At 45.4% G+C, this 19033-nt stretch carries 16 protein-coding genes; 6 read left to right on the top strand and 10 right to left on the bottom strand.

Features of this window, described 5'->3' with window-relative positions; all coding sequences use genetic code 11:
* Positions 1-5: 5 nt before the first annotated feature.
* A complete protein-coding gene (locus tag KIT90_RS14825; protein WP_009704769.1) occupies positions 6-209 on the bottom strand; it encodes a hypothetical protein in 204 nt (67 codons plus the stop codon).
* Between the two features lie 238 nt (positions 210-447).
* Between KIT90_RS14825 and KIT90_RS14830 the strand changes: the two genes are divergently transcribed.
* Together KIT90_RS14830 and KIT90_RS14835 are read left to right on the top strand one after the other, a co-directional pair.
* Entirely contained in the window at positions 448-762 is a 315-nt protein-coding gene (locus KIT90_RS14830; RefSeq protein ID WP_005442423.1) for a DUF496 family protein, read from the top strand.
* A gap of 123 nt (positions 763-885) precedes the next feature.
* Complete coding sequence (locus KIT90_RS14835; RefSeq protein WP_285377302.1) at positions 886-2211, top strand: MATE family efflux transporter; 1326 nt, start codon at positions 886-888, stop codon at positions 2209-2211.
* Between the two features lie 79 nt (positions 2212-2290).
* On the opposite strand, the gene KIT90_RS14840 is transcribed toward KIT90_RS14835, so the two are convergent.
* Positions 2291-3280, bottom strand: a complete 990-nt coding sequence (locus KIT90_RS14840) for a Gfo/Idh/MocA family protein (protein WP_285377303.1) — start codon at positions 3278-3280, stop codon at positions 2291-2293.
* A 59-nt stretch (positions 3281-3339) separates the two neighbouring features.
* Positions 3340-5976 (bottom strand): ATP-binding protein, encoded by a 2637-nt coding sequence (locus tag KIT90_RS14845; RefSeq protein ID WP_285377304.1) that lies wholly within the window; start codon positions 5974-5976, stop codon positions 3340-3342.
* 631 nt (positions 5977-6607) lie between these two features.
* Between KIT90_RS14845 and KIT90_RS14850 the strand changes: the two genes are divergently transcribed.
* The gene (locus KIT90_RS14850) at positions 6608-8041 is read left to right on the top strand and encodes a glyceraldehyde-3-phosphate dehydrogenase (RefSeq protein WP_199454679.1); all 1434 of its coding nucleotides are present in this window, start codon (positions 6608-6610) and stop codon (positions 8039-8041) included.
* 256 nt (positions 8042-8297) lie between these two features.
* Positions 8298-8519, top strand: a complete 222-nt coding sequence (locus KIT90_RS14855; protein ID WP_005442428.1) for a hypothetical protein — start codon at positions 8298-8300, stop codon at positions 8517-8519.
* A gap of 158 nt (positions 8520-8677) precedes the next feature.
* On the opposite strand, the gene KIT90_RS14860 is transcribed toward KIT90_RS14855, so the two are convergent.
* The 4 genes from KIT90_RS14860 to KIT90_RS14875 all read right to left on the bottom strand — a co-directional run bounded on the left by KIT90_RS14860 (position 8678) and on the right by KIT90_RS14875 (position 11134).
* On the bottom strand, positions 8678-9292 hold the full coding sequence (locus tag KIT90_RS14860; protein ID WP_009704775.1) for a LysE family translocator: 615 nt from the start codon (positions 9290-9292) through the stop codon (positions 8678-8680).
* A gap of 108 nt (positions 9293-9400) precedes the next feature.
* Complete coding sequence (locus KIT90_RS14865; protein WP_078609122.1) at positions 9401-10315, bottom strand: LysR family transcriptional regulator; 915 nt, start codon at positions 10313-10315, stop codon at positions 9401-9403.
* Positions 10305-10682: a nuclear transport factor 2 family protein gene (locus KIT90_RS14870; RefSeq protein ID WP_285377305.1), complete on the bottom strand. Its 378-nt coding sequence runs from the start codon at positions 10680-10682 to the stop codon at positions 10305-10307. Before KIT90_RS14870 ends, KIT90_RS14865 begins: the two co-directional genes overlap by 11 nt.
* Positions 10679-11134: an Lrp/AsnC family transcriptional regulator gene (locus tag KIT90_RS14875; protein WP_285377307.1), complete on the bottom strand. Its 456-nt coding sequence runs from the start codon at positions 11132-11134 to the stop codon at positions 10679-10681. Before KIT90_RS14875 ends, KIT90_RS14870 begins: the two co-directional genes overlap by 4 nt.
* 176 nt (positions 11135-11310) lie before the next feature.
* Between KIT90_RS14875 and yjeH the strand changes: the two genes are divergently transcribed.
* Positions 11311-12573: an L-methionine/branched-chain amino acid transporter gene (gene yjeH, locus KIT90_RS14880; RefSeq protein WP_285377308.1), complete on the top strand. Its 1263-nt coding sequence runs from the start codon at positions 11311-11313 to the stop codon at positions 12571-12573.
* Positions 12574-12635: 62 nt separating this feature from the next.
* Here yjeH and KIT90_RS14885 read toward each other — a convergent pair whose 3' ends face one another.
* On the bottom strand, positions 12636-15686 hold the full coding sequence (locus tag KIT90_RS14885) for an efflux RND transporter permease subunit (protein WP_285377458.1): 3051 nt from the start codon (positions 15684-15686) through the stop codon (positions 12636-12638).
* The gene (locus KIT90_RS14890) at positions 15686-16783 is read right to left on the bottom strand and encodes an efflux RND transporter periplasmic adaptor subunit (protein WP_285377309.1); all 1098 of its coding nucleotides are present in this window, start codon (positions 16781-16783) and stop codon (positions 15686-15688) included. Before KIT90_RS14890 ends, KIT90_RS14885 begins: the two co-directional genes overlap by 1 nt.
* Before the next feature lie 179 nt (positions 16784-16962).
* Between KIT90_RS14890 and KIT90_RS14895 the strand changes: the two genes are divergently transcribed.
* Positions 16963-17568, top strand: a complete 606-nt coding sequence (locus KIT90_RS14895; protein WP_285377310.1) for a TetR/AcrR family transcriptional regulator — start codon at positions 16963-16965, stop codon at positions 17566-17568.
* Positions 17569-17588: 20 nt separating this feature from the next.
* Here KIT90_RS14895 and KIT90_RS14900 read toward each other — a convergent pair whose 3' ends face one another.
* Positions 17589-19019: a PLP-dependent aminotransferase family protein gene (locus KIT90_RS14900; RefSeq protein ID WP_285377311.1), complete on the bottom strand. Its 1431-nt coding sequence runs from the start codon at positions 19017-19019 to the stop codon at positions 17589-17591.
* Between the last annotated feature and the right edge of the window lie 14 nt (positions 19020-19033).

Here is a 19033-nt window from a genome sequence, read left to right on the forward strand (position 1 = left end):
AGGTCTTAATGCTCTGAGAGAATCGACACCTTGGTCATTTTTCCATTCTCATCAATCATCATTATCTTCGAACGATTGAGTTCGACTTCAGTGATTTCAAGTTGCGTTCTCGCCGCAACATAGGATGCTTTGAGCTTGGCCGCCAGAGAGTCGTTTTGGGTTTCGACATCTTGGCTTTCAACTTGCTCCGCAATAGTCCCAGAGTTCATTTCGAGCTTCATATTTTTGTATTGAATGACGCTGATAATATAGCGAAGGCATCACCATGACAACGAGTCCCTGCGTTCAAGTGAGCAACATTCACGCTTTTAACACTCGATTGTTAATAGCTCATCAGAATTGATGGATAAATGCTCAACCCAGCATGACGTTTGATCTAAAGACTGTTATGCCACGAGATGTTGTGCTTTAATCGAGTCAGATATTCACAAATTAGGAAAGGGAACCATGAGTAGCGTATTTGAAATCGTGAACCAAGCTCGTCGTAAAAACAAACTAAAACGTGAGCTGCTTGATAACGAGAAAAAAGTTCGTGACAACCGTAAACGTGTAGATCTACTAGAAAACCTACTAGACTACATCAAGCCAGAAATGACTCACGATGAAATCCTAGCAATCATCAAAAACATGAAAGCAGATTACGAAGACCGCGTTGACGATCACATCATCAAGAGTGCAGAAATCTCTAAAGCACGTCGTGACATCAGCCGTCGTATCCGCGAACTGACTGAAGAAGACAAGCAAACTAGCGGCAAAAAATAAGTCGAATTAGTTTCAGAATTCAACCCCGAGCAGGGATAACTTGCTCGGGGTTTCTTTTTGTCTCTTTGTTGTACACTGTGTACAATAAAATCAATTTCTGTTCTAAACACACTCAACGTTCCTATGCCTTCTACTTCTTCTAACGCACAACCGACGTTAGCAAAACAACTGTTTACTATGACATGGCCAATGCTCTTTGGTGTGTTGTCATTGATGAGCTTTCAACTTGTTGACAGTGCCTTCATCGGTCAACTGGGTATTTTGCCGCTCGCGGCTCAAGGCTTTACTCTGCCTTTGCAAATGGTGGTTATTGGCATTCAAGTTGGCCTCGGCATTGCTACCACCGCTGTTATTTCAAAAGCGCTAGGCGCAAATGACACTCGCTATGCAAAACAACTAGGCGGTCTCGTCCTGATGATTGGCTCTGTAGGCGTGGCTGTATTTGGCTTGCTTATCTGGCTATTACGCTACCCTATTCTCTCACTATTGAGCGCACCTGATACCGTGATGCCAATCATCGACAGTTACTGGCCTTGGTGGCTGTTGAGTTCTTGGGTAGGCGCGGTACTGTACTTCTACTACAGTATTTGCCGCGCCAATGGCAACACCATGCTACCTGGTACCATGATGATGGTCACCAGTGGTGTGAACTTAGTGCTCGATCCGTTGTTTATCTTCACGTTTAATTTGGGGATTAACGGTGCGGCAATTGCCACCATCATCGCCTTTGGTTTCGGTATATTGGTCGTCGCTCCTCGTGTTCAAAAAAACCATTGGGCAACCTTCCAGTGGCAAGATTTGAATGTGGTTAAGAGCATCACTTCCATTGGTAATATCATGGGCCCAGCGATGATCAGCCAGCTTCTACCACCGCTCTCTTCTATGTTAGCAACCAAGCTACTTGCAGGCTTTGGTACTGCCGCTGTCGCTTCTTGGGCATTGGGGTCTCGCTACGAGTTCTTCGCTATCGTTTCGGTATTGGCATTAACCATGTCTATGCCACCGATGGTTGGTCGTTTATTAGGTGCGAAAAACTACACTGACATCCAATCGCTGATTTCTATCGCGGTGAAATTCATTCTAGGTTTCCAGCTATTGATTGCGGTGATTACATTTATCGCCGCAGATCCACTTGCGCTGCTGATGACTAGCGATGCAGAAGTGACCAACGTACTTGAAATGCACCTGATGATTGTGCCAATTAGCTTGGGCTCTTTGGGCGTGTGTATGCTGATGGTGTCTATCTGTAACGCTTTAGGCAAGTCATACACCGCGTTAACGATTTCAGCATTGCGTCTATTCTTGTTTTTCCTTCCTTGCCTGTGGGTCGGTGCACAAATGGGCGGAATCAAAGGCCTGCTTATCGGAGCTTGTCTCGGTAACATAATGGCTGGTATTGCCGCTTATATTACGTACCGAAAAACCATTCATAAACTTGCATCCGCTTAAATAACAATTTAAGAATATCGCACAAAACAAAGCCCTCATAACGAGGGCTTTTTAATGTTTGATTAGGAAGTTGAGTAAATTAACCCAATGCGATTTTATCGGCAGGGAACACAACTCCAGTTTGTCTTCTCACTTCAGTTAGCACTTTCGCGACCGTCAATGAGCGCTGCTTCATTTGAGGATCAATCGAGCCAAGTTTCAGTTGCTTAGCAAACGCCTGCGCTTCATAGAACATGTGGTTCTCTTCTTGAGGTAGCGTGAGAACCTCTTTGTCTTCGCCACGTAGAATGCGTTCAACGCCACGACCTGTGGCAATCATATCCACCAACACACTGCCCTGTTCACCTTGGAATTCACTTGGGATAAGTGAATCACTCACCTTCGAGTGCAATAGGTTCACATTAAAGCCATCGTAAGCGAGCGTCACGCTGCCACAACCATCAACGCCTGAAGGCAGAACATGAGCACTTGCTTGTATGCTGTTAGGCTCTCCAAACAACTCAACAGCAGAACCAACACAGTAGTAACCAATGTCCATGATAGAACCGTTGGAAAACTCTGGATTGAAGGTATTTGGGTTCTCACCGTTCAGGTATTTCTGGTAACGAGAAGAATACTGACAGTAGCTAATGGTGGCATGACGAAGAGGAGCAATCGTCGGAAGGCTATCTTTTAGCACTTGGAAGTTTGGTGTGTATGGCGACATGAAGGCTTCAAACAATACGACGTTATTCTCTTCAGCCGTTTTGAACATCGCTTGAGCAAGAGAATAATTAGACGCCATTGGCTTTTCACAAATCACATGCTTACCGGCTTTAAGCATTTGCATTGCTTGAGGCGCGTGAAATGAGTTAGGGCTCGCAATGTACACCGCGTCAATACTCTCATCGGCACCCAACGCCTCTAGGCTGTCGTAGTATGCTTCTGCGTTGTAAGGTGAGCCAAATTCGCGCGCTTTCTCTACATCGCGTGAGTAAACGGCTTGAAGGCAAAATTCTTTGGTCTGAATCGCTGCTTCAACAAATTGTTGAGAGATCCAGTTTGTCCCGATTACAGCAAGTTTGAACATGTTACTTCCTTTTCTTTATCGTTCTAAAAGCCGTAAAGAGTCCGGCTTTCAAGTGCGATTTAAGCAAGCTTTAGTTCATTAAACAACTCAAATAGTTGATTAGATTTGTAAGGTTTCGGTAAGTATGCGTCCATCCCTGCAGCAAAACAGTTTTGGATATCTTCTTCTAACACGCTAGCTGTTAGAGCAATGATTGTGATTTTGTCGCTCCCGACTTCTTTCTCCCAACGACGAATCTCTTTTGTCGCAGTCAACCCATCCATTACCGGCATCATGCAGTCCATCAAAATGGCATCAAACTGCTCGCCTGTGGTGATTGCCTCCAGAGCTTCCTGCCCATTACTCGCGATGAGATAATCGTACCCTGCTTTATCTAGAAAGAAACTGGCTATCTTTTGGTTCATCAAATTGTCTTCGGCAATCAAAATGCGACGGTGCGTGCGTGACTGATTAATATTGTGAATCACAGCCGATTGCGTGACATGGTAACTTTTAGCATTCTGCTCAACTTGAGCAAGCTCATCAATGGCATGCCTAAAGCGATTACCAAGAAATGGTTGAGTCAGCACCGCATGAATTCGTTCTGAGTTGGTATAGGTGGTGGTGAGATGATGCTGACACACAATGATTCGGCTTGCGTCGACATAACTCTCTAACTCATCAATAGCTGAATCCAGCGTACTTTTGCCATCATGACAGTAAAAAATGACTTCAGATTCTCTTGCGGAGGAGGTCAAATCATCAATGTGCTTAACCTCTGAGAGTTGTATTCCTGCCAAGCGGCATTCTTTAACGATTTGGTCGGTGTAAGGGTATTGGTCTGCGATGAGTATACCGGTTCGGATTATTTCTGAACGCCAACCAACAATTGGAAGCACTTCCACCTCGATTGAGAATTCGAAACTGGTTCCAATCCCTTTCGATGATGTCGCAGTGAGTTTACCCCCCATCATGGCAACCAATTGACGACAAATCGCTAAACCTAATCCAGTGCCACCAAACTGGCGTGAGATGCCTTCATCTTCCTGAGTAAAGGGTTCGAAGATAGTATTCAGTTTGTCTCGCTCAATACCGACTCCAGTGTCTGTCACTCTGAACGTTAGGAAAACGCTCTTTTGCGTCGTCGACTCTTGATAATCAACATCGACTGAAATGTGCCCTTCATGGGTGAACTTCACCGCATTCGAAACTAAGTTCATGATGATCTGTTTGATGCGGTGATCATCGACCATAATGCGCGGAGGAATACGTTCATCCAGGTTGATGTTTAATTCCAATTGCTTAGACGTTGCCTTGGATTGAAATAAAATCATCGACTGATAGACGACCTCGCGAATGTCCGTCTCTATTAAGGAAAGTTGCAAGTGTCCGGATTCAATTTTCGATAAATCAAGAATGTCGTTTAGCAGAGTCAACAACGTATGAGACGAAGTATCGATATCGGTTAAGACTTCTTTCTGATGATCGGAAAGATCACTTTGCGACAGTATCTCCGTCATCCCAATAATGCCATTCAGCGGAGTTCGTATTTCATGAGACATGCTAGCAAGAAAGACCGATTTTGCGCGGTTTGCAGAGATGGCTGACTCTTTGGTTTTCAGAATCTCTTCTGTTTGTCGGTTTTGCTCTTCCATCATCCGGTTGACTTGCTGCGCGAAAATGGTGAATTCATCATTACCGTCGACGGCAACCTTCTCTCCTTTCACATGCTCATGGATGAGAGTGTTGAGAGAGTGAATGATGGCGTCCAGTTTGCTGTGCACTCGATACCAAGTACCAAATCCCAACCAACACAATAAGACGATGATAACCATGACTCCCGATGTCATCAGCGTGATGCTTTGTTTTTGAGAACTGACTTGGACTAATAGCGCACTCTCGACTTGCTGAGTGAACCCTTCCGTCATCACTTGTAAACGTTGCACGCGGTGGTCAAGGTCTCTCAAATAAGTCACATAGTCCGATTGCGACAACTCTCCAGCCATCAAACGTCCACGAGCTTCAATGCTAGAGAGATAGCGCGGCGATGTGTACAAGCTCAGTAGTTTATCAACTTGCTCATTTGAAGCCCCTAGCTTTAGGAACCCTTCCAAACTTTGCTGTTGTCGCTCAATTGCTTGGAAAAACATCCCTTGATTCGGCCTACTTTCAGGCTCTAACACCAAACGATAGGTCAACCAGGCCTCTTTCTGCGTCCAATAAGAAAGCTGTGCGAGATAAGCAATGAAGTCTTGCATCCAATGCGCTTCGTCACTGTCGAATAGGTGGTAATGCTGAACCAATGCTTCAGACATTTCCTGTAAGAGACGAAATGACCAATCTCCCGCATCTACACTGCCGCTTATGTCACCAGAGATCACATCTAACATGGCTTGCTTTAAATCATCGGAATACTCCAAGGTGTGGCTGTTTTTCATGAACTTGTCATAAATAGCGAGCGCTTTATCTCGTTGAACTTTGACTTCAATAGGAAGAGGCTGTTCTTCTCCATATTGGTGACGCTCTTTCTCCATCTCGTATACAAAGTGAGAAGCTTCTGAAATCAGCTTTAAGCCTTGGATATTACTGACGGTTTGGTTGAGTCTGGCGACTCGTTGGGAGTTAACAGAGAATTGGTGAACGGCGAACACAGAAATAACTACCGCAGGTAACAGTGCGAGTAGAGCTAAACGTAATTTTATAGAAAGTTTTATCATCCGTTCGCCCGAGTTAAGAAAAGGCCCTCGAATTAATACTAGACTACTTTCATAGATTGAATATGAACTTATGCGAAGGGTTTTATTGGCGCTTTTGCTTCGCTTATCTGCTCAAATAGGCAAAAACAACACTTAGAGCCCTTTGTTGCACCAAGGTTAAGCGAACAAAAAGTGTGACTACTTGCAAAATTTTGCAGCATCATTTTTAAACAGATTTGGTTAAATCGACTCATACCATTGGTGAATCCCGAACTATCGTTAAAAAGCGCCTAAAACGTTTACTATTTTCGTGTTAAAGAAAACGGACATCACAAAAACCAAACAAACAATATCATTGTTACAAGCTTTCCATTTGAAGCGATCCGTTATCATCACGAATTAAGTTTCATATTTGTAAAAAGTCAATCCCCATCAAACCCTGCCTTAGTCACATTAATCAACCATTAAAATGACGATTTACCACACTTTAAACTGGATTTATTTTTCCTAGCAGAATAAGACCTCCACCCGTACAATCCGCACACATAATTATTACAACCCAATTACAAAACACCCTCACTTCACGCTCTACCGTTGAGGTAACAGCAGAAAGTAAGGTCAGCCCCCAAAACGTGAAAGGTCCAAAACAACAATGAGTCCAGAGAAATATCTCCAAGACTGGCAAACTAGCCAAACGATTGCTGAATCTATCTCCCCTCTTATTGGTAAGCTGTATCGTCAAAAAGGAATCGAAGTGGTTCTGTTTGGTAAAACACTTATCAACGCAACAACCATAGACATTCTCAAAACTCACCGTATTGCAAGACGTTACACCGGAAGCCCTCTATCTCTAGAACAAACCATGCCAATCATCCAAGCATTGTGCGAAATGAGCATTTCATCTTGCCGAGTAGATGTTGGTCAGCTTGCTGGTATGTACTGGAAAGATCACGAAGACACTACAGCACTTAACGACTTCTTACACACCGCTTTACATGGTGCTCGCGATGCAGATTCATCTCTGGCTGCTCGTGATGTGGTGCTTTATGGTTTCGGTCGTATCGGTCGCCTATTGACTCGCCTACTGATTGAAAAGAGCGGCCCAGGTTACCCATTGCGTCTGCGTGCAATTGTTGTGCGTGGCGGTAAGAAAGGCGACCTAGAAAAGCGTGCTAGCTTGCTACGTCGTGACTCTGTTCATGGACAATTCAACGGTAGTATCGTGATTGACGAAGAGCGTAAAGCGCTGATCGTGAACGGTAACTACATTCAAATCATTTACGCTAACAGCCCAAGTGATGTGGACTATTCGGTTTATGGTATCAACAACGCACTTGTTGTTGATAACACAGGTGTTTGGCGTGATGCCGAAGGTCTTAGCCAACACGTAGCTTGTAACGGAGCAGAGAAAGTACTGCTTACTGCACCAGGTAAAGGCGACATCAAGAACGTCGTATTTGGTGTGAATGAATCTGTGATTCAAGAAGATGACACCATCATCTCTGCAGCGAGTTGTACGACTAACGCCATCACTCCGGTTCTAAAAGCACTTAACGATAAGTACGGCGTGCTTTCTGGCCACATTGAGACCGTTCACTCCTACACCAACGATCAAAACCTAATCGACAACTTCCACTCAGGCGATCGTCGTGGTCGCAGCGCTTCATTGAACATGGTTCTGACATCAACAGGCGCAGCGAAAGCGGTAGCAAAAGCACTGCCAGAACTTGCAGGTAAGCTGACAGGCAACGCAATTCGTGTACCGACTCCAAACGTATCAATGGCAGTTGCGAACCTAAACTTAGGTGAAGATGTAGACCGTGATTCGCTAAACGAATACCTACGTGAAATGGCATTAAACTCTGAGCTTTCTGCACAGATCGATTACACAGATTCGACAGAAATCGTATCAAGCGACCTAGTTGGCTCTCGCCACGCAGGCGTAGTAGATGGCCAAGCGACCATTGCTCAGGACAAGCGTTGTGTTCTGTACATCTGGTACGACAACGAATTCGGTTACAGCTGCCAAGTTGTGCACTGTATGGAACAAATGATGGGCGTTCGTTACCAAACATTCCCTCAATAAGGTGAACTTTGCTCCACAACGTTAACCACAATGTGTAACGAGCAACACCCCAGCATTTGTTTTAAATAATAAGCGCCTTGCGCATTACTAATATACTTCCCCGCTTATACGCCTGATGACCCTCAGGCGTTTTTTCGTTTTTAAGACACTTTGACATTCCTCAGACAAATCGATGCGAAATTGAACGGTATATTCATGTTTCGTTCATATTCAAACTCGTAATATGAACCCATAGATTGAAAGAGAGGTCATGATTATGAATCGAATTATCGTTACTGCACTAGCACTGATTACTGGCTTTTTTACTTTGGTATTCAGCCTAATCATGGCGATTCCATTGACCATCGCTGCACTGATTACTGGTAAACGTATTGAAAAGCGCGTGAAGCAAATGCAACAAGAAATGCATGAAGAGTATGAATTCAATACGGGCAAATCCGACGCGATTGAAGGCGAGTTTGAAGAAGTTCGTCGCTAACGCTTCTGAAGGTTCCACACTCCCCCTATGTTCCTGAGCAACCTTCTTTGCTGACATCCTATCTCGTTAAGAGTTAGGATGTTTTTTTGTCTGCCATATACAAGAAAGGCTACCATCGCGGTAGCCTTTTTGCTTTTTATACAATGCGTTCGACTTGGTTAAATCGTCACAACCACACGCACCGCCAGCAGCATTAAAACGATGCCAGATAGTCGATCAATCAATACCGCCTTTGAGCGAATACGGTCCACAACGCGCGAGTTCGACAGAACCAATGTGATGAAGGTGTACCACAGACCATCGACGACGAACGGTGTCGCTACGATGATCATTTGGTTGCTAAGATCGTTACCCAGCGCAACAAATTGACTAAACAATGCGATGAAGAACAGCGCAATTTTCGGGCTTAGAATCGAAATAAGAAAGCCTTCTCGCGCCGATTGTAAAACTGTCGTCTCTTCACCGGATTCGAGCTTCGCTGCCACACCACCTTTTGAGCGCAATGCATTGAAACCGAGATACGCCAAGTAAGCTGCACCTGCCAAACTGATAGTCTTAAATAGCAATGGGCTTTGTTGAAGTACCACTGCCAAACCTATCAAGGTAATGAACGCATAAATACCGATACCAAACGCGTGCGCCCATGCGGTTGCCAAACCATTCATGCGGCCACCAGCTAACGAGTGCTTAGCGACAATCGCTAAACTCGGGCCTGGTGACATTGCCCCTAATAAACACACGGTAAAAAGTGATAACCAAACTGTTAGTGTCATAAGAATCTCCCCTCTTTGACGCTAATCTATCAACGGAACAGGTATAATTAGAAATCAAAGTTTTTCATACTAAGCATGATTTCAAATCATAACCTAATAAGGCATTTATTATCGGATGGAATACTCTGAAATCTGCATGACCGAACGAATCTCTTCGCGCACCCATTTATGCGCAGGATCGGTATCGTATTTTGGATGCCACATTAACCAATACTGATGAATGGGCGTTTCGAGAGGCAGTGCTTTATGGGCTAAGTCCCAATGCTTCGCAAGATTGACCGCAATATGCTCTGGAACCACCATCAGATGCTCACTAGAAACTAAGCGATTGATGGCAGCAGAGAAGAAAGGCACTTTGAACGTAATATGACGTGTATGCCCTAGTTCTCTTAATGCTAAGTCGGTGTACGAATCTTTGTCCCCACCACCTGTGACTTTAATGTGGGAGTAAGAAATTAAATCTTCAACACTGATGCAGTCTTGCTTTGCTAACGGATGAGAAGCTTTCATCAAACAAACTGATGAGTCTTCACCAATCTTCACACTAGATACACCTTGAGGCTTCTCTGGATACATGGAAGACGCGATATGAATACCAGTCTCATGCAGCTTATCGAGAAAGTCTGGCTGCCATAGTCGGTAGGCCATATCTAACTGAGGAGCAAAGCCACTCAGGTGAGACGCAATGTCAGGGAGGACGTATTGGGCGACATAATCACTTGATGCAAATACTAACTCTGCTTTCCAATCCTCAGGTTCAAAAGGCTTGTCATCGAGAAGGTGATCGAATTCCGCTAACAAATCATCCAACTTCTCTTTTAGAAGTAATGCTCTTGGTGTTGGAATGAGTTGGTTACCCTGCCGAACTAATAAAGGGTCACCGCACAATTCACGTAACTGCGCTAATTGACGGCTTACCGCCGATTGAGTGATGTGCAAACGCTCTGCAGTTCTGCTCACATGGCACTCTTCAAGCAATACATGCAAAGAGCGCAGCAGATTCAGGTTAATGTTATTCAGCACGTTCTACCCACTTTGAGCGCCAACCTGCTGCTGCATACTCTTCTGGCCAATATTCAACTTGCTTGCAAATCAATCCATCTCGCACAGTGTGGAAAGTAATCGCGCGATCAGAGCAAACCCCATCGCTAACTATCACATCAGTGACCACCTGTTCGCCTTCGCCCACAATACGCTCAATCGTAAAGGTCCACTCACCTTCTGCTGGGTAAGCAGAATTCAATTGGGCAAAATTCCTTCTGCCACGAATCACTTCTTTTGTCAGTGGCCAAACAATTTCACAATCGGGCGAAAGGAGCTCTGCTGCCGCATAGAAGTCATTGCTTGCCATTACTTTCCAGAAATTGAGGACGATATCTTTCTCGGTCATTTTACGAACTTGCTCCCTGTGGTATTGAAAAACTCCGTTAACACGGTATGTGTCATCACGTTACGAAGTTCTGGATAGCTTTGGATATAGTCTCGAATCTCGTTGAGGCGCGCGATATTTGGCACTTCGACGAATAACATCATATCGGTTTCACCACTGATCGCATGGCACCATTTCACGCCATCGATTTTGTACAGATCATTCGCGTAGTTATCACAGTGATGGCTAGAGGCTGATGTATCAAATTTCAGCGCCATATACGCGCAAATCGTCGACTCTTTCGATGTTGCAATATCGGCATGATAGCCAAGGATCACTTCGTCTTTTTCTAGCTTTTTGATTCGTGCGGTCACAGCAGAACGTGACAAGTTAACTTGCTCTGAGATTTCAGTAATAGAGAGACGGGCGTTCTGCCGTAAGAGGTCTATGATCTGATGATCAAATTTGTCCATAACATCACCAAGCTTTCCTTAATTTTGTCATTCTACTCAATTACAACTTATTGAAAACCGACAATTTGCGGTTTATCGGCAAAACAACCGTCATTTTGACGGTCGACAACATCATTTTGCTGTGCAGAATTTAGATATGCTTATGGCCTGCATTACCTAGACGTTCAGAGGTCGTTATGGAACAACTCAAAAAAGACATTACGCTGATATCCGGAATCGGTCAGCTCTCAACAACCTTAATGGGCACAGGTCTATTTATGATCCCAGCGATTGCCGCTGGCATTGCTGGTCACTTCTCGCTTTGGGCTTGGATTATCTTATTCATCGCTATTTGCCCTATCGCGCTTACCTTTGCTCAGTTAGGCAAACGCTACCCAAGTGCTGGCGGCACAGCGTTTTTCGTCCGCAAAGCCTTCAACAGTAAGCTAGAGAGCAGCGTGGCGTGGTTGTTTGTTAGCGTCATTCCTGTTGGTGTGCCTGCCGCTGTCGCACTTGCTGCAGGCTTTTTACAACAACTGTTACCAGAATCCATTAGTAATCACCTTTTCGCTCAAATTCTCACGGTCGCTCTGTTAATGGTGGTCAACTTGCTCGGCACCAAATCATCAGGTCGCTTACAAACCATTATCGCACTGAGTATTTTTGCTTTGGTCGGTGCATTTCTGTGGAAAGGCGATGTTGGTTCTGTCGATTTAACCATGCCTGCAATTACGATGGATTCAACGTGGTCGATTGCAGCAGCTTTGGGCGTGATGTTCTGGTGTTTTGTTGGAATAGAAGCTTTTGCTCATATGGGCGAAGAGTTTAAGAACCCACAACGAGACTTCCCAATTGCGATTATCGTTGGCTGTTTTGTCGCAGGCGCGACCTATTGGGCATGTTCTGTTGTGATACTAAAATTTGGTGCTTACGGCAGTGCAGAGTTCGACAGTGCATCGATTCCTTGGCTAAGTGCCCATCTATTTGGTGATCATGCCAGGTGGCTAATCAGTGTTATCGGCTTCTCTGCATGTTTTGCGAGTGTGAACCTCTACACTCAAAGTCTGGCTCGAATGGTGTGGGCGCAAGCAAGAGAACACAAACCAACCAGCGCTATCGCGAGAGTGTCAGTTCGAGGTGTGCCAGCAAATGCCACGTTAATCGTCGGTGCTATATTGCTTGCTTCTTGTGTTATTGGCTCGCTATCCGGATTGGATTTGGAGTTCTTCCTTAAACTTGCGAATGGTATTTTTGTTCTGGTTTACCTACTCGCCATGCTTGCCGCTTATAAGTTGTTGCAAGGTTGGGGAAAGATCCTCGCGGGAGTTTCTCTTGTGTTGTGCACCGCAGTATTCATTTGCTTAGGTTGGTCTATGCTCTACGCCGTTACTATTTTTGCCGTGCTCTCTTTACCTTGGAAGCAATGGCGAAAAAAGCACACTAGACGGGTGACTGAATAAGTAAAACAAGTCCCCAAAAAAAGAAGGAGCCAAATGGCTCCTTCTTAAGTTTTAACGATAGTTTATGCCGTCTCTATTTTTACGCGGAAGAAAATGGCGTAAAACAGCGGGATGACAACCAAAGTAAGAATCGTGGCAAACAATAGACCGAACATAATGGTCACCGCCATGCTCTTAAAGAATGGGTCAATCAGCAACGGAGCTACACCCAAAATAGTCGTAAATGCGCCCAGTAGAACCGGACGGGCACGGCTTAGTGCTGCATCAATAATCGCGGTATACGGTGTTTTACCTTCACGAATTTCAACATCCGCTTGGTCCACCAATACAATCGCGTTTTTCACCATCATACCAATCAAGCTTAAGAAACCGAGAATGGCCATAAACTCAAACGGTGTTTGGAAGATGATAAGCCCCACGGTGACACCGACAACCGCGAGCGGTGCCGTTAGCCAAATCACCAATGGCTGACGCAGTGCGTTGAACATAAAAATCACCGAAAGAATCATCGCGGCAAACCCATATGGCGCTGAGATTACCAGCCCTTCGTTGGCATCTTTCGACGCTTTATATTCCCCATACCATTTCAACTCGTACCCCGCAGGCAACTCGATGGCTTCAATTTGAGAGCGTACTTGCTTGAATGCATCCGCTGTTAATACACCCGGAGCTGGATCCGCTTGCACCAGAATCGTCGGCATGCGGTCAATTCGACGCAAAATGGCATCTTGGTACACCACATCCACAGAGTTAACTAGTTGACTTACTGGAATATAAGCACCGACCGTTGGGCTGAAAACTTCCGTATTTTCAATCGCACGTTGGTGGCTGCGCTCACTTTCTGGCGCACGGACAACGATTGGGATCAAATCATCTCCCTCTCGATACACGCCCACGTTTCGGCCTGTTAGGGTTTGCGCGATAGCCTGATTAATTTCCATCGTTGTCAGCCCGTATCTTTGCGCTTCTTCGGCAGAATATGCCGGGCGAAGCACAGGAACTTGTTGGCGCCAATCATCCTGAACCGCTATCAAGTTGCTGTCCGCCAGCATAATAGCTTTCGCTTGCTCTGCCAGTTGACGCAACACCGCACTATCAGGCCCTTTGAAACCGGCTTCTATCTTCTTACCACCTCCGCGACCAAGCATGAACTTCCACACTTTGATGGACGCATCTGGGTATTTGGCTTCTAACTCACTTTGTAGCTCACCCAGTAACGGGGCGATCTTTGTGTAATCGTCAATATCAATCAGCAGTTGACCGTAACTTGGGTTACGAGCTTCTGGCGCGTAGGTCAGCATGAAACGTAAGCCGCCACCACCAATAAAACTGGTGATGTTGGTAATTCCCTCTTTGGCTTTCACATCTTGCTCAATACTCGCGACCACAGCTTCAGTACGTTTGATATCAGAGCCTTGCGGCAAGTAAACATCCACAACAAATTGCGGGCGTTGAGATTCCGGCATAAAGCCCGGAGGTACAAACTTCACGCCCCAAATCGCTGCTGTCATCATTCCCAGCAACAGTGCACAACTGATGATGCGGTATTTCAATACCCATGCGAGCAGTGACTTGTAGCTTGCCACGACGCGACTAGGCTTCTTATCTGCATTTGCCGCTTTTACTTTGAGGAAATCGTGACACAGCATTGGTGTTACTGTGACTGCGAATACCCAACTAAGGAGCATTGAGTATAGGATCACCCAAAACAGAGAACCTGCGTATTCCCCCATGTCTGAAGGCGATAAACCAATCGCACTGAATGCACAAATACCAACGACGGTTCCTCCTAACAACGGCCACTTGGTTGCATTGACAACTTCAGACACTACAGCATTGCGATCGGCGTCTGGATCTTGTTGAAAACGAACCAAGATACCGTCGGTCACTACAATCGCATTATCCACCAGCATCCCCAAGGCAATGATCAACGCCCCAAGAGAGATACGCTGCATTGCAATATCTTCAATGAGCATGATGCACAACGTGCCTGCGACGGTTAGTAGAAGAACAAAGCCGATAATGACGCCCGAGCGTACCCCCATAAACAGCAAAAGCACGACGAATACAATACCAACCGCGGCGATCAAGTTGTCGATAAAGTTCGCCACCGATGCGCGCACCGAGTCTGACTGCATCGAAATCACATTCAGCTCCATCCCCAATGGACGCTGACTTTCCAACTCAGCCAAACGTGCTTTAACTGCGTCTCCCATATCCACCACGTTACCGCCGGATACGTTGGAGATACCAAAGCCCACAGCTCGCTCACCATTGAAACGCATCAACATGGTTGCTGGCGTTTGGTAACCGCGAGTGATGTCTGCAATGTCGCCTAAACGAAGTACAGTATTGTTGTTACCCAGCCCTACCTGCAGGTTTTTCAGGTCAGCAACTGAGTCAATATTGGAACTTGGGATCACAGGAATGCGCATCGCATTGGTTTCGATGCTGCCAGCTACTGTGACTAAGTTTTGCTTTTGCAGAACCTGAAACACTTTCTCAACTGATACACCAAATTCGGCTAAGCGCTCACTTGAGATTTCCACGAAGATGGTTTCTTGCTGCTGTGCCAGAGTCGCTGTTTTTGCAACACCCGGAACAAGTACGATTTCACGGCGTAAACTATCGACATAATCTTGCAATTGCTTATCGCTGAACCCTTCACCAGTAACGGCAAAGAACAAGGCATACACATCCGCAAAGTCATCATTCACAATTGATAGACCTGCTCCCGGTGGAAGCTGGCGCTGTGCATCTGTCACTTTACGGCGAAGTTTATCCCATACTTGTTGTAGCTCAGCGGCGCTGCCTGCAAACTCCAACTTGATCTCGACCGTGACCTCTGACATTCCTTGCATCGAGACGGATTTCACTTCTTTGACTTCTTGCAAAGCCTGAACAGCCCCTTCGATAACATCGGTCACTTCATCAGAGACTTCCTGTGCCGTCGCACCAGAGTATGGGGTTGCAATCACCGCCTGACGAATAACAAACTCAGGGTCCTCAAAACGGCCTAGTTTAAGGTAACTGATGTAACCACCTAACAGTATCAAAGCAATCAGCACCCAAACACTGGTTCGCTTGGCTATGGTATAACGTGCAATGTCCATCATTGTGCTCCAGCGCGATCATCTGTGTAAGGGCGAACTTCCATACCCTCTCTCACACTTGATACCCCAGCAATGATCACCTTCTCACCCAACGAAAGGTGTTCCGTGACAATAATGCGATCTTTGCTTAGCGCGCCAATTGCCACGTAACGCTTCTGTGCTTTGTTGTCATTACCAACAACCCAGACAAATTGCTTGCCTTGGTTATCTGGGACAATAGACGTCAGCGGTAAAGTAATTTGTTGATTCTGAGCTTTACCAGAGGAAGAAACAGGCAACACTTTCACCGCCATTCCCGGTAATACATGGAAACCGTTCAAGTGTTCGAAGCCCAACACAACTGGATAAGTCTGAGATACAGGGTCTGCAACGGTCGCCACTGTACGCAGCTTTAATGGAAAAGATTGACCTGGAATGGCAGAGATTTCTGCAATCGCTTTGGTCTCCTCTTTGCCAGAGAGCATCACTTTATGTGGAATGTGGATGACCACCTCAAGATCATTAATATTATGAACAATCAAGATCGGTGCATTTGCTTGGACTTGAATGTAGTTGTCAACCAACTTGCGTCCAACCACACCATCAAAAGGAGCAAAGATTTGGGTGTATTCTAGATGACGTCTCGCATCTTCCACGCGTGTACGAGCAAGGTTATAGCGTGTCGTGATGGTATCTAGGTCAGCCTTTGAAATTGCTTGGCTTTTCTTAAATACGGCTTGAGCTCGCTCGTACTCACGAGACACATTCTCAAACTCTAATTGCGCTGACACCAATGCGTTTTTTGCATCTCTATCATCTAAGGAAGCAAGCAGTTGCCCTTTGCTTACTTCATCTCCTTCCTTAACGAAAATATTGGTCAGTTTTCCACTTACTCGGAAAGCGAGATCTGCGCTATCTGCAGCACGCACGATGCCATTAAAGCTGAGCTCCGTTGCTGACTGGGTACTAACTACCTCGGTAAGTGCAGGCTTAGCAGTAGGGACAACCACTGAAGGATTCGCCTCACTACCACAGCCGTTAAGGTTAATAACGGACATCAACAATGCCGAGGTTACACTCAATTTAAGAACTTTTTGGCCAACTTTTGCTACGACCATAGATACTTCACTCCAAGAGCGTGACCGATAAACCTACCGGCCAACAGTTATGTGACAACTTTGTAAAAAGGTAAACTTTGGAGTTTATTTTAAGGCCAATTCAATACAGGGTAAACTCAAAAGTTTACCTGTTTGTATCAATTTGTTAGATTGGCCGGAATGCATAAAGGAGAGAGACCATGGCACTCATAGAAGAAAAGCGTTTAGCCATTATTATTGCGGCTAAAGAAGAGTTTATTGAACATGGGTTTACCAAGGCGAATATGGATAGAGTATGTGCGTCTGCAGGGGTATCAAAGCGAACTCTTTATCGTCACTTTAAGAGTAAGGAAGTATTGTTTGAGTCGATACTTGCCATCATCAAATCAAGCGTCGATGAAAAAAATCATTATCCGTTTGATGCACATAAGAGCCTGACTGAACAACTGACAGCCATAACTCGGAATGAAGTGGAAATTCTTTACAAAACTTATGGAATTCCCTTTACTCGTGTGGTGATGGCTGAGTTTTTGCGCCAACCAGAAATGGCTCAACAAATCATAACAAAGCTGTATCGTTCTCACGTCCTAGCGAAATGGTTTGAGGAAGCACAACAGGCCAATGCAATACAACACATTGATAGTGCTTTGCTTTCTAATACATATTCTAGCCTGTTCAATGGTCTGTTTTTGTGGCCATTCGTATTCAACATGAAACCACTTCCATCCTCAGACGAAATAGAGCAGAAAATCGAACATCTTGTTTTTGTTATCTCAAGCACCTGTGAAGCATCAATTCAACGTTAGTTAAAGTGATCCTTCAGCAACTAAAACAACTCAGAAAGCTGTTTAACCAGCGCATCAATCTCACTCAGCGCGACATTGCCGTAGCCTAGTACAGCGCCTTGCCAATCTCGCGTTCTAAAATCTGAATGCTCATAAAAACTCATCGGACGCAGCACAATACCTTTAGACTGAGCGCGCTGCGTCCATTCATGTTCATCAATTCCCTGCTGCCACTTTAAAGTAATATGGAGACCAGCAGCCTGGCTGATCACCGCAACTCTATCGCCAAAGTGCTTTTCAACCGCCAAACACATCTGCTCATGCTTAGTTTTGTACAGTCGGCGCATTTTTCGGATATGACGTAATAACCCACCTTCAGTAATAAAATCTGCCAACGCTTCTTGTGTGTGCGTAGGTGAATCACCACTTAACGCATCTTTAACCACCAAACATTGCTCTACTAAACGTTCAGGAACCACAAGGTAACCAAGCCGTAAGCCGTTAAACATCACTTTACTGAAAGAACCCACATACAACACGCGATCATCTCGACCCATTTGAGCCGCTAGCCCTTGTAAGCTGGTATAGGGGCGATGAGCAAACTGGAATTCGCTGTCATAATCGTCCTCGATGATCCAGCGTGACTGTTCGACTGCCCAATTGATGAGCTTCCCTCTTTGCTCGGTATTGAGTGTGGTGCCCATGGGATATTGATTACTTGGGGTGATATACAGAGCATCGGCATCGCTTATGGTCACCGCTTCCACATCAAAACCTAGTTTCTCTCGTACGAATAAAGGCTCAAATTGATACTGCTGGAATTGAATCAACTTCCACATTTGCGCGTAACCCGGTTGCTCCATCAGAACCTTATCACCTTGCTTGAGAACAACCATCGTCGCAATCGACAACGCTTGCTGTGCCCCAGAGGTAATAATGATGCGCTCTGGGGAGCAATTCACAGAGCGGCTTGATGCAAGGTAGTCAGCTAGAGCACAGCGTAATGTCCAACTGCCCTGAATATCTTGATTCCCCAACAAGCAGGGGCGGGAGAGATGGCGAGCAAGTAACTTTTGCCACTGCGCCATCGGAAACGCTTCCAAATCAGGCACACCCGGTGCAAATGCGCAGTTGATATCAAAATTGGTTTTTGGTGAAGAGTCCGTCTTGATTGAACGAGGTTCAGGTAGATACTGCTCTGGCAGTTCGACTGCAACATAAAAACCCGAACCTTTCTGACTGTTCAAGTACCCTTCCGCTACAAGCTGCTCGTAGGCTGAAATCACGGTATTCCGACTAAGATTAAGCTCTTGTGAGAGCTTTCGTGTAGACGGTAATTTCCCATTCTTTGCCCACAACCCTTGAACAATCTTCTCGCGGATAGCAAAAAACAACGCTTGCTGACGCGTTCCATCACTTTCTTTTAAATGCAGGTCACCGATATCAATCAAAGACAAACTGGATCCATCCATTAGTTAAAACTGGC

The sequence above is a fragment of the Vibrio sp. B172a genome (assembly GCF_030248355.1).
GTDB lineage: Bacteria > Pseudomonadota > Gammaproteobacteria > Enterobacterales > Vibrionaceae > Vibrio > Vibrio owensii.

Coding starts and splice junctions, on each gene's coding strand:
- KIT90_RS14885 (WP_285377458.1), bottom strand. CDS start 15,686: ATGGACATTGCACGTTATACCATAGCCAAGCGAACCAGTGTTTGGGTG.
- KIT90_RS14870 (WP_285377305.1), bottom strand. CDS start 10,682: ATGACCGAGAAAGATATCGTCCTCAATTTCTGGAAAGTAATGGCAAGC.
- yjeH (WP_285377308.1), top strand. CDS start 11,311: ATGGAACAACTCAAAAAAGACATTACGCTGATATCCGGAATCGGTCAG.
- KIT90_RS14850 (WP_199454679.1), top strand. CDS start 6,608: ATGAGTCCAGAGAAATATCTCCAAGACTGGCAAACTAGCCAAACGATT.
- KIT90_RS14830 (WP_005442423.1), top strand. CDS start 448: ATGAGTAGCGTATTTGAAATCGTGAACCAAGCTCGTCGTAAAAACAAA.
- KIT90_RS14835 (WP_285377302.1), top strand. CDS start 886: ATGCCTTCTACTTCTTCTAACGCACAACCGACGTTAGCAAAACAACTG.
- KIT90_RS14900 (WP_285377311.1), bottom strand. CDS start 19,019: ATGGATGGATCCAGTTTGTCTTTGATTGATATCGGTGACCTGCATTTA.
- KIT90_RS14860 (WP_009704775.1), bottom strand. CDS start 9,292: ATGACACTAACAGTTTGGTTATCACTTTTTACCGTGTGTTTATTAGGG.
- KIT90_RS14825 (WP_009704769.1), bottom strand. CDS start 209: ATGAACTCTGGGACTATTGCGGAGCAAGTTGAAAGCCAAGATGTCGAA.
- KIT90_RS14840 (WP_285377303.1), bottom strand. CDS start 3,280: ATGTTCAAACTTGCTGTAATCGGGACAAACTGGATCTCTCAACAATTT.
- KIT90_RS14890 (WP_285377309.1), bottom strand. CDS start 16,783: ATGGTCGTAGCAAAAGTTGGCCAAAAAGTTCTTAAATTGAGTGTAACC.
- KIT90_RS14845 (WP_285377304.1), bottom strand. CDS start 5,976: ATGATAAAACTTTCTATAAAATTACGTTTAGCTCTACTCGCACTGTTA.
- KIT90_RS14895 (WP_285377310.1), top strand. CDS start 16,963: ATGGCACTCATAGAAGAAAAGCGTTTAGCCATTATTATTGCGGCTAAA.
- KIT90_RS14875 (WP_285377307.1), bottom strand. CDS start 11,134: ATGGACAAATTTGATCATCAGATCATAGACCTCTTACGGCAGAACGCC.
- KIT90_RS14855 (WP_005442428.1), top strand. CDS start 8,298: ATGAATCGAATTATCGTTACTGCACTAGCACTGATTACTGGCTTTTTT.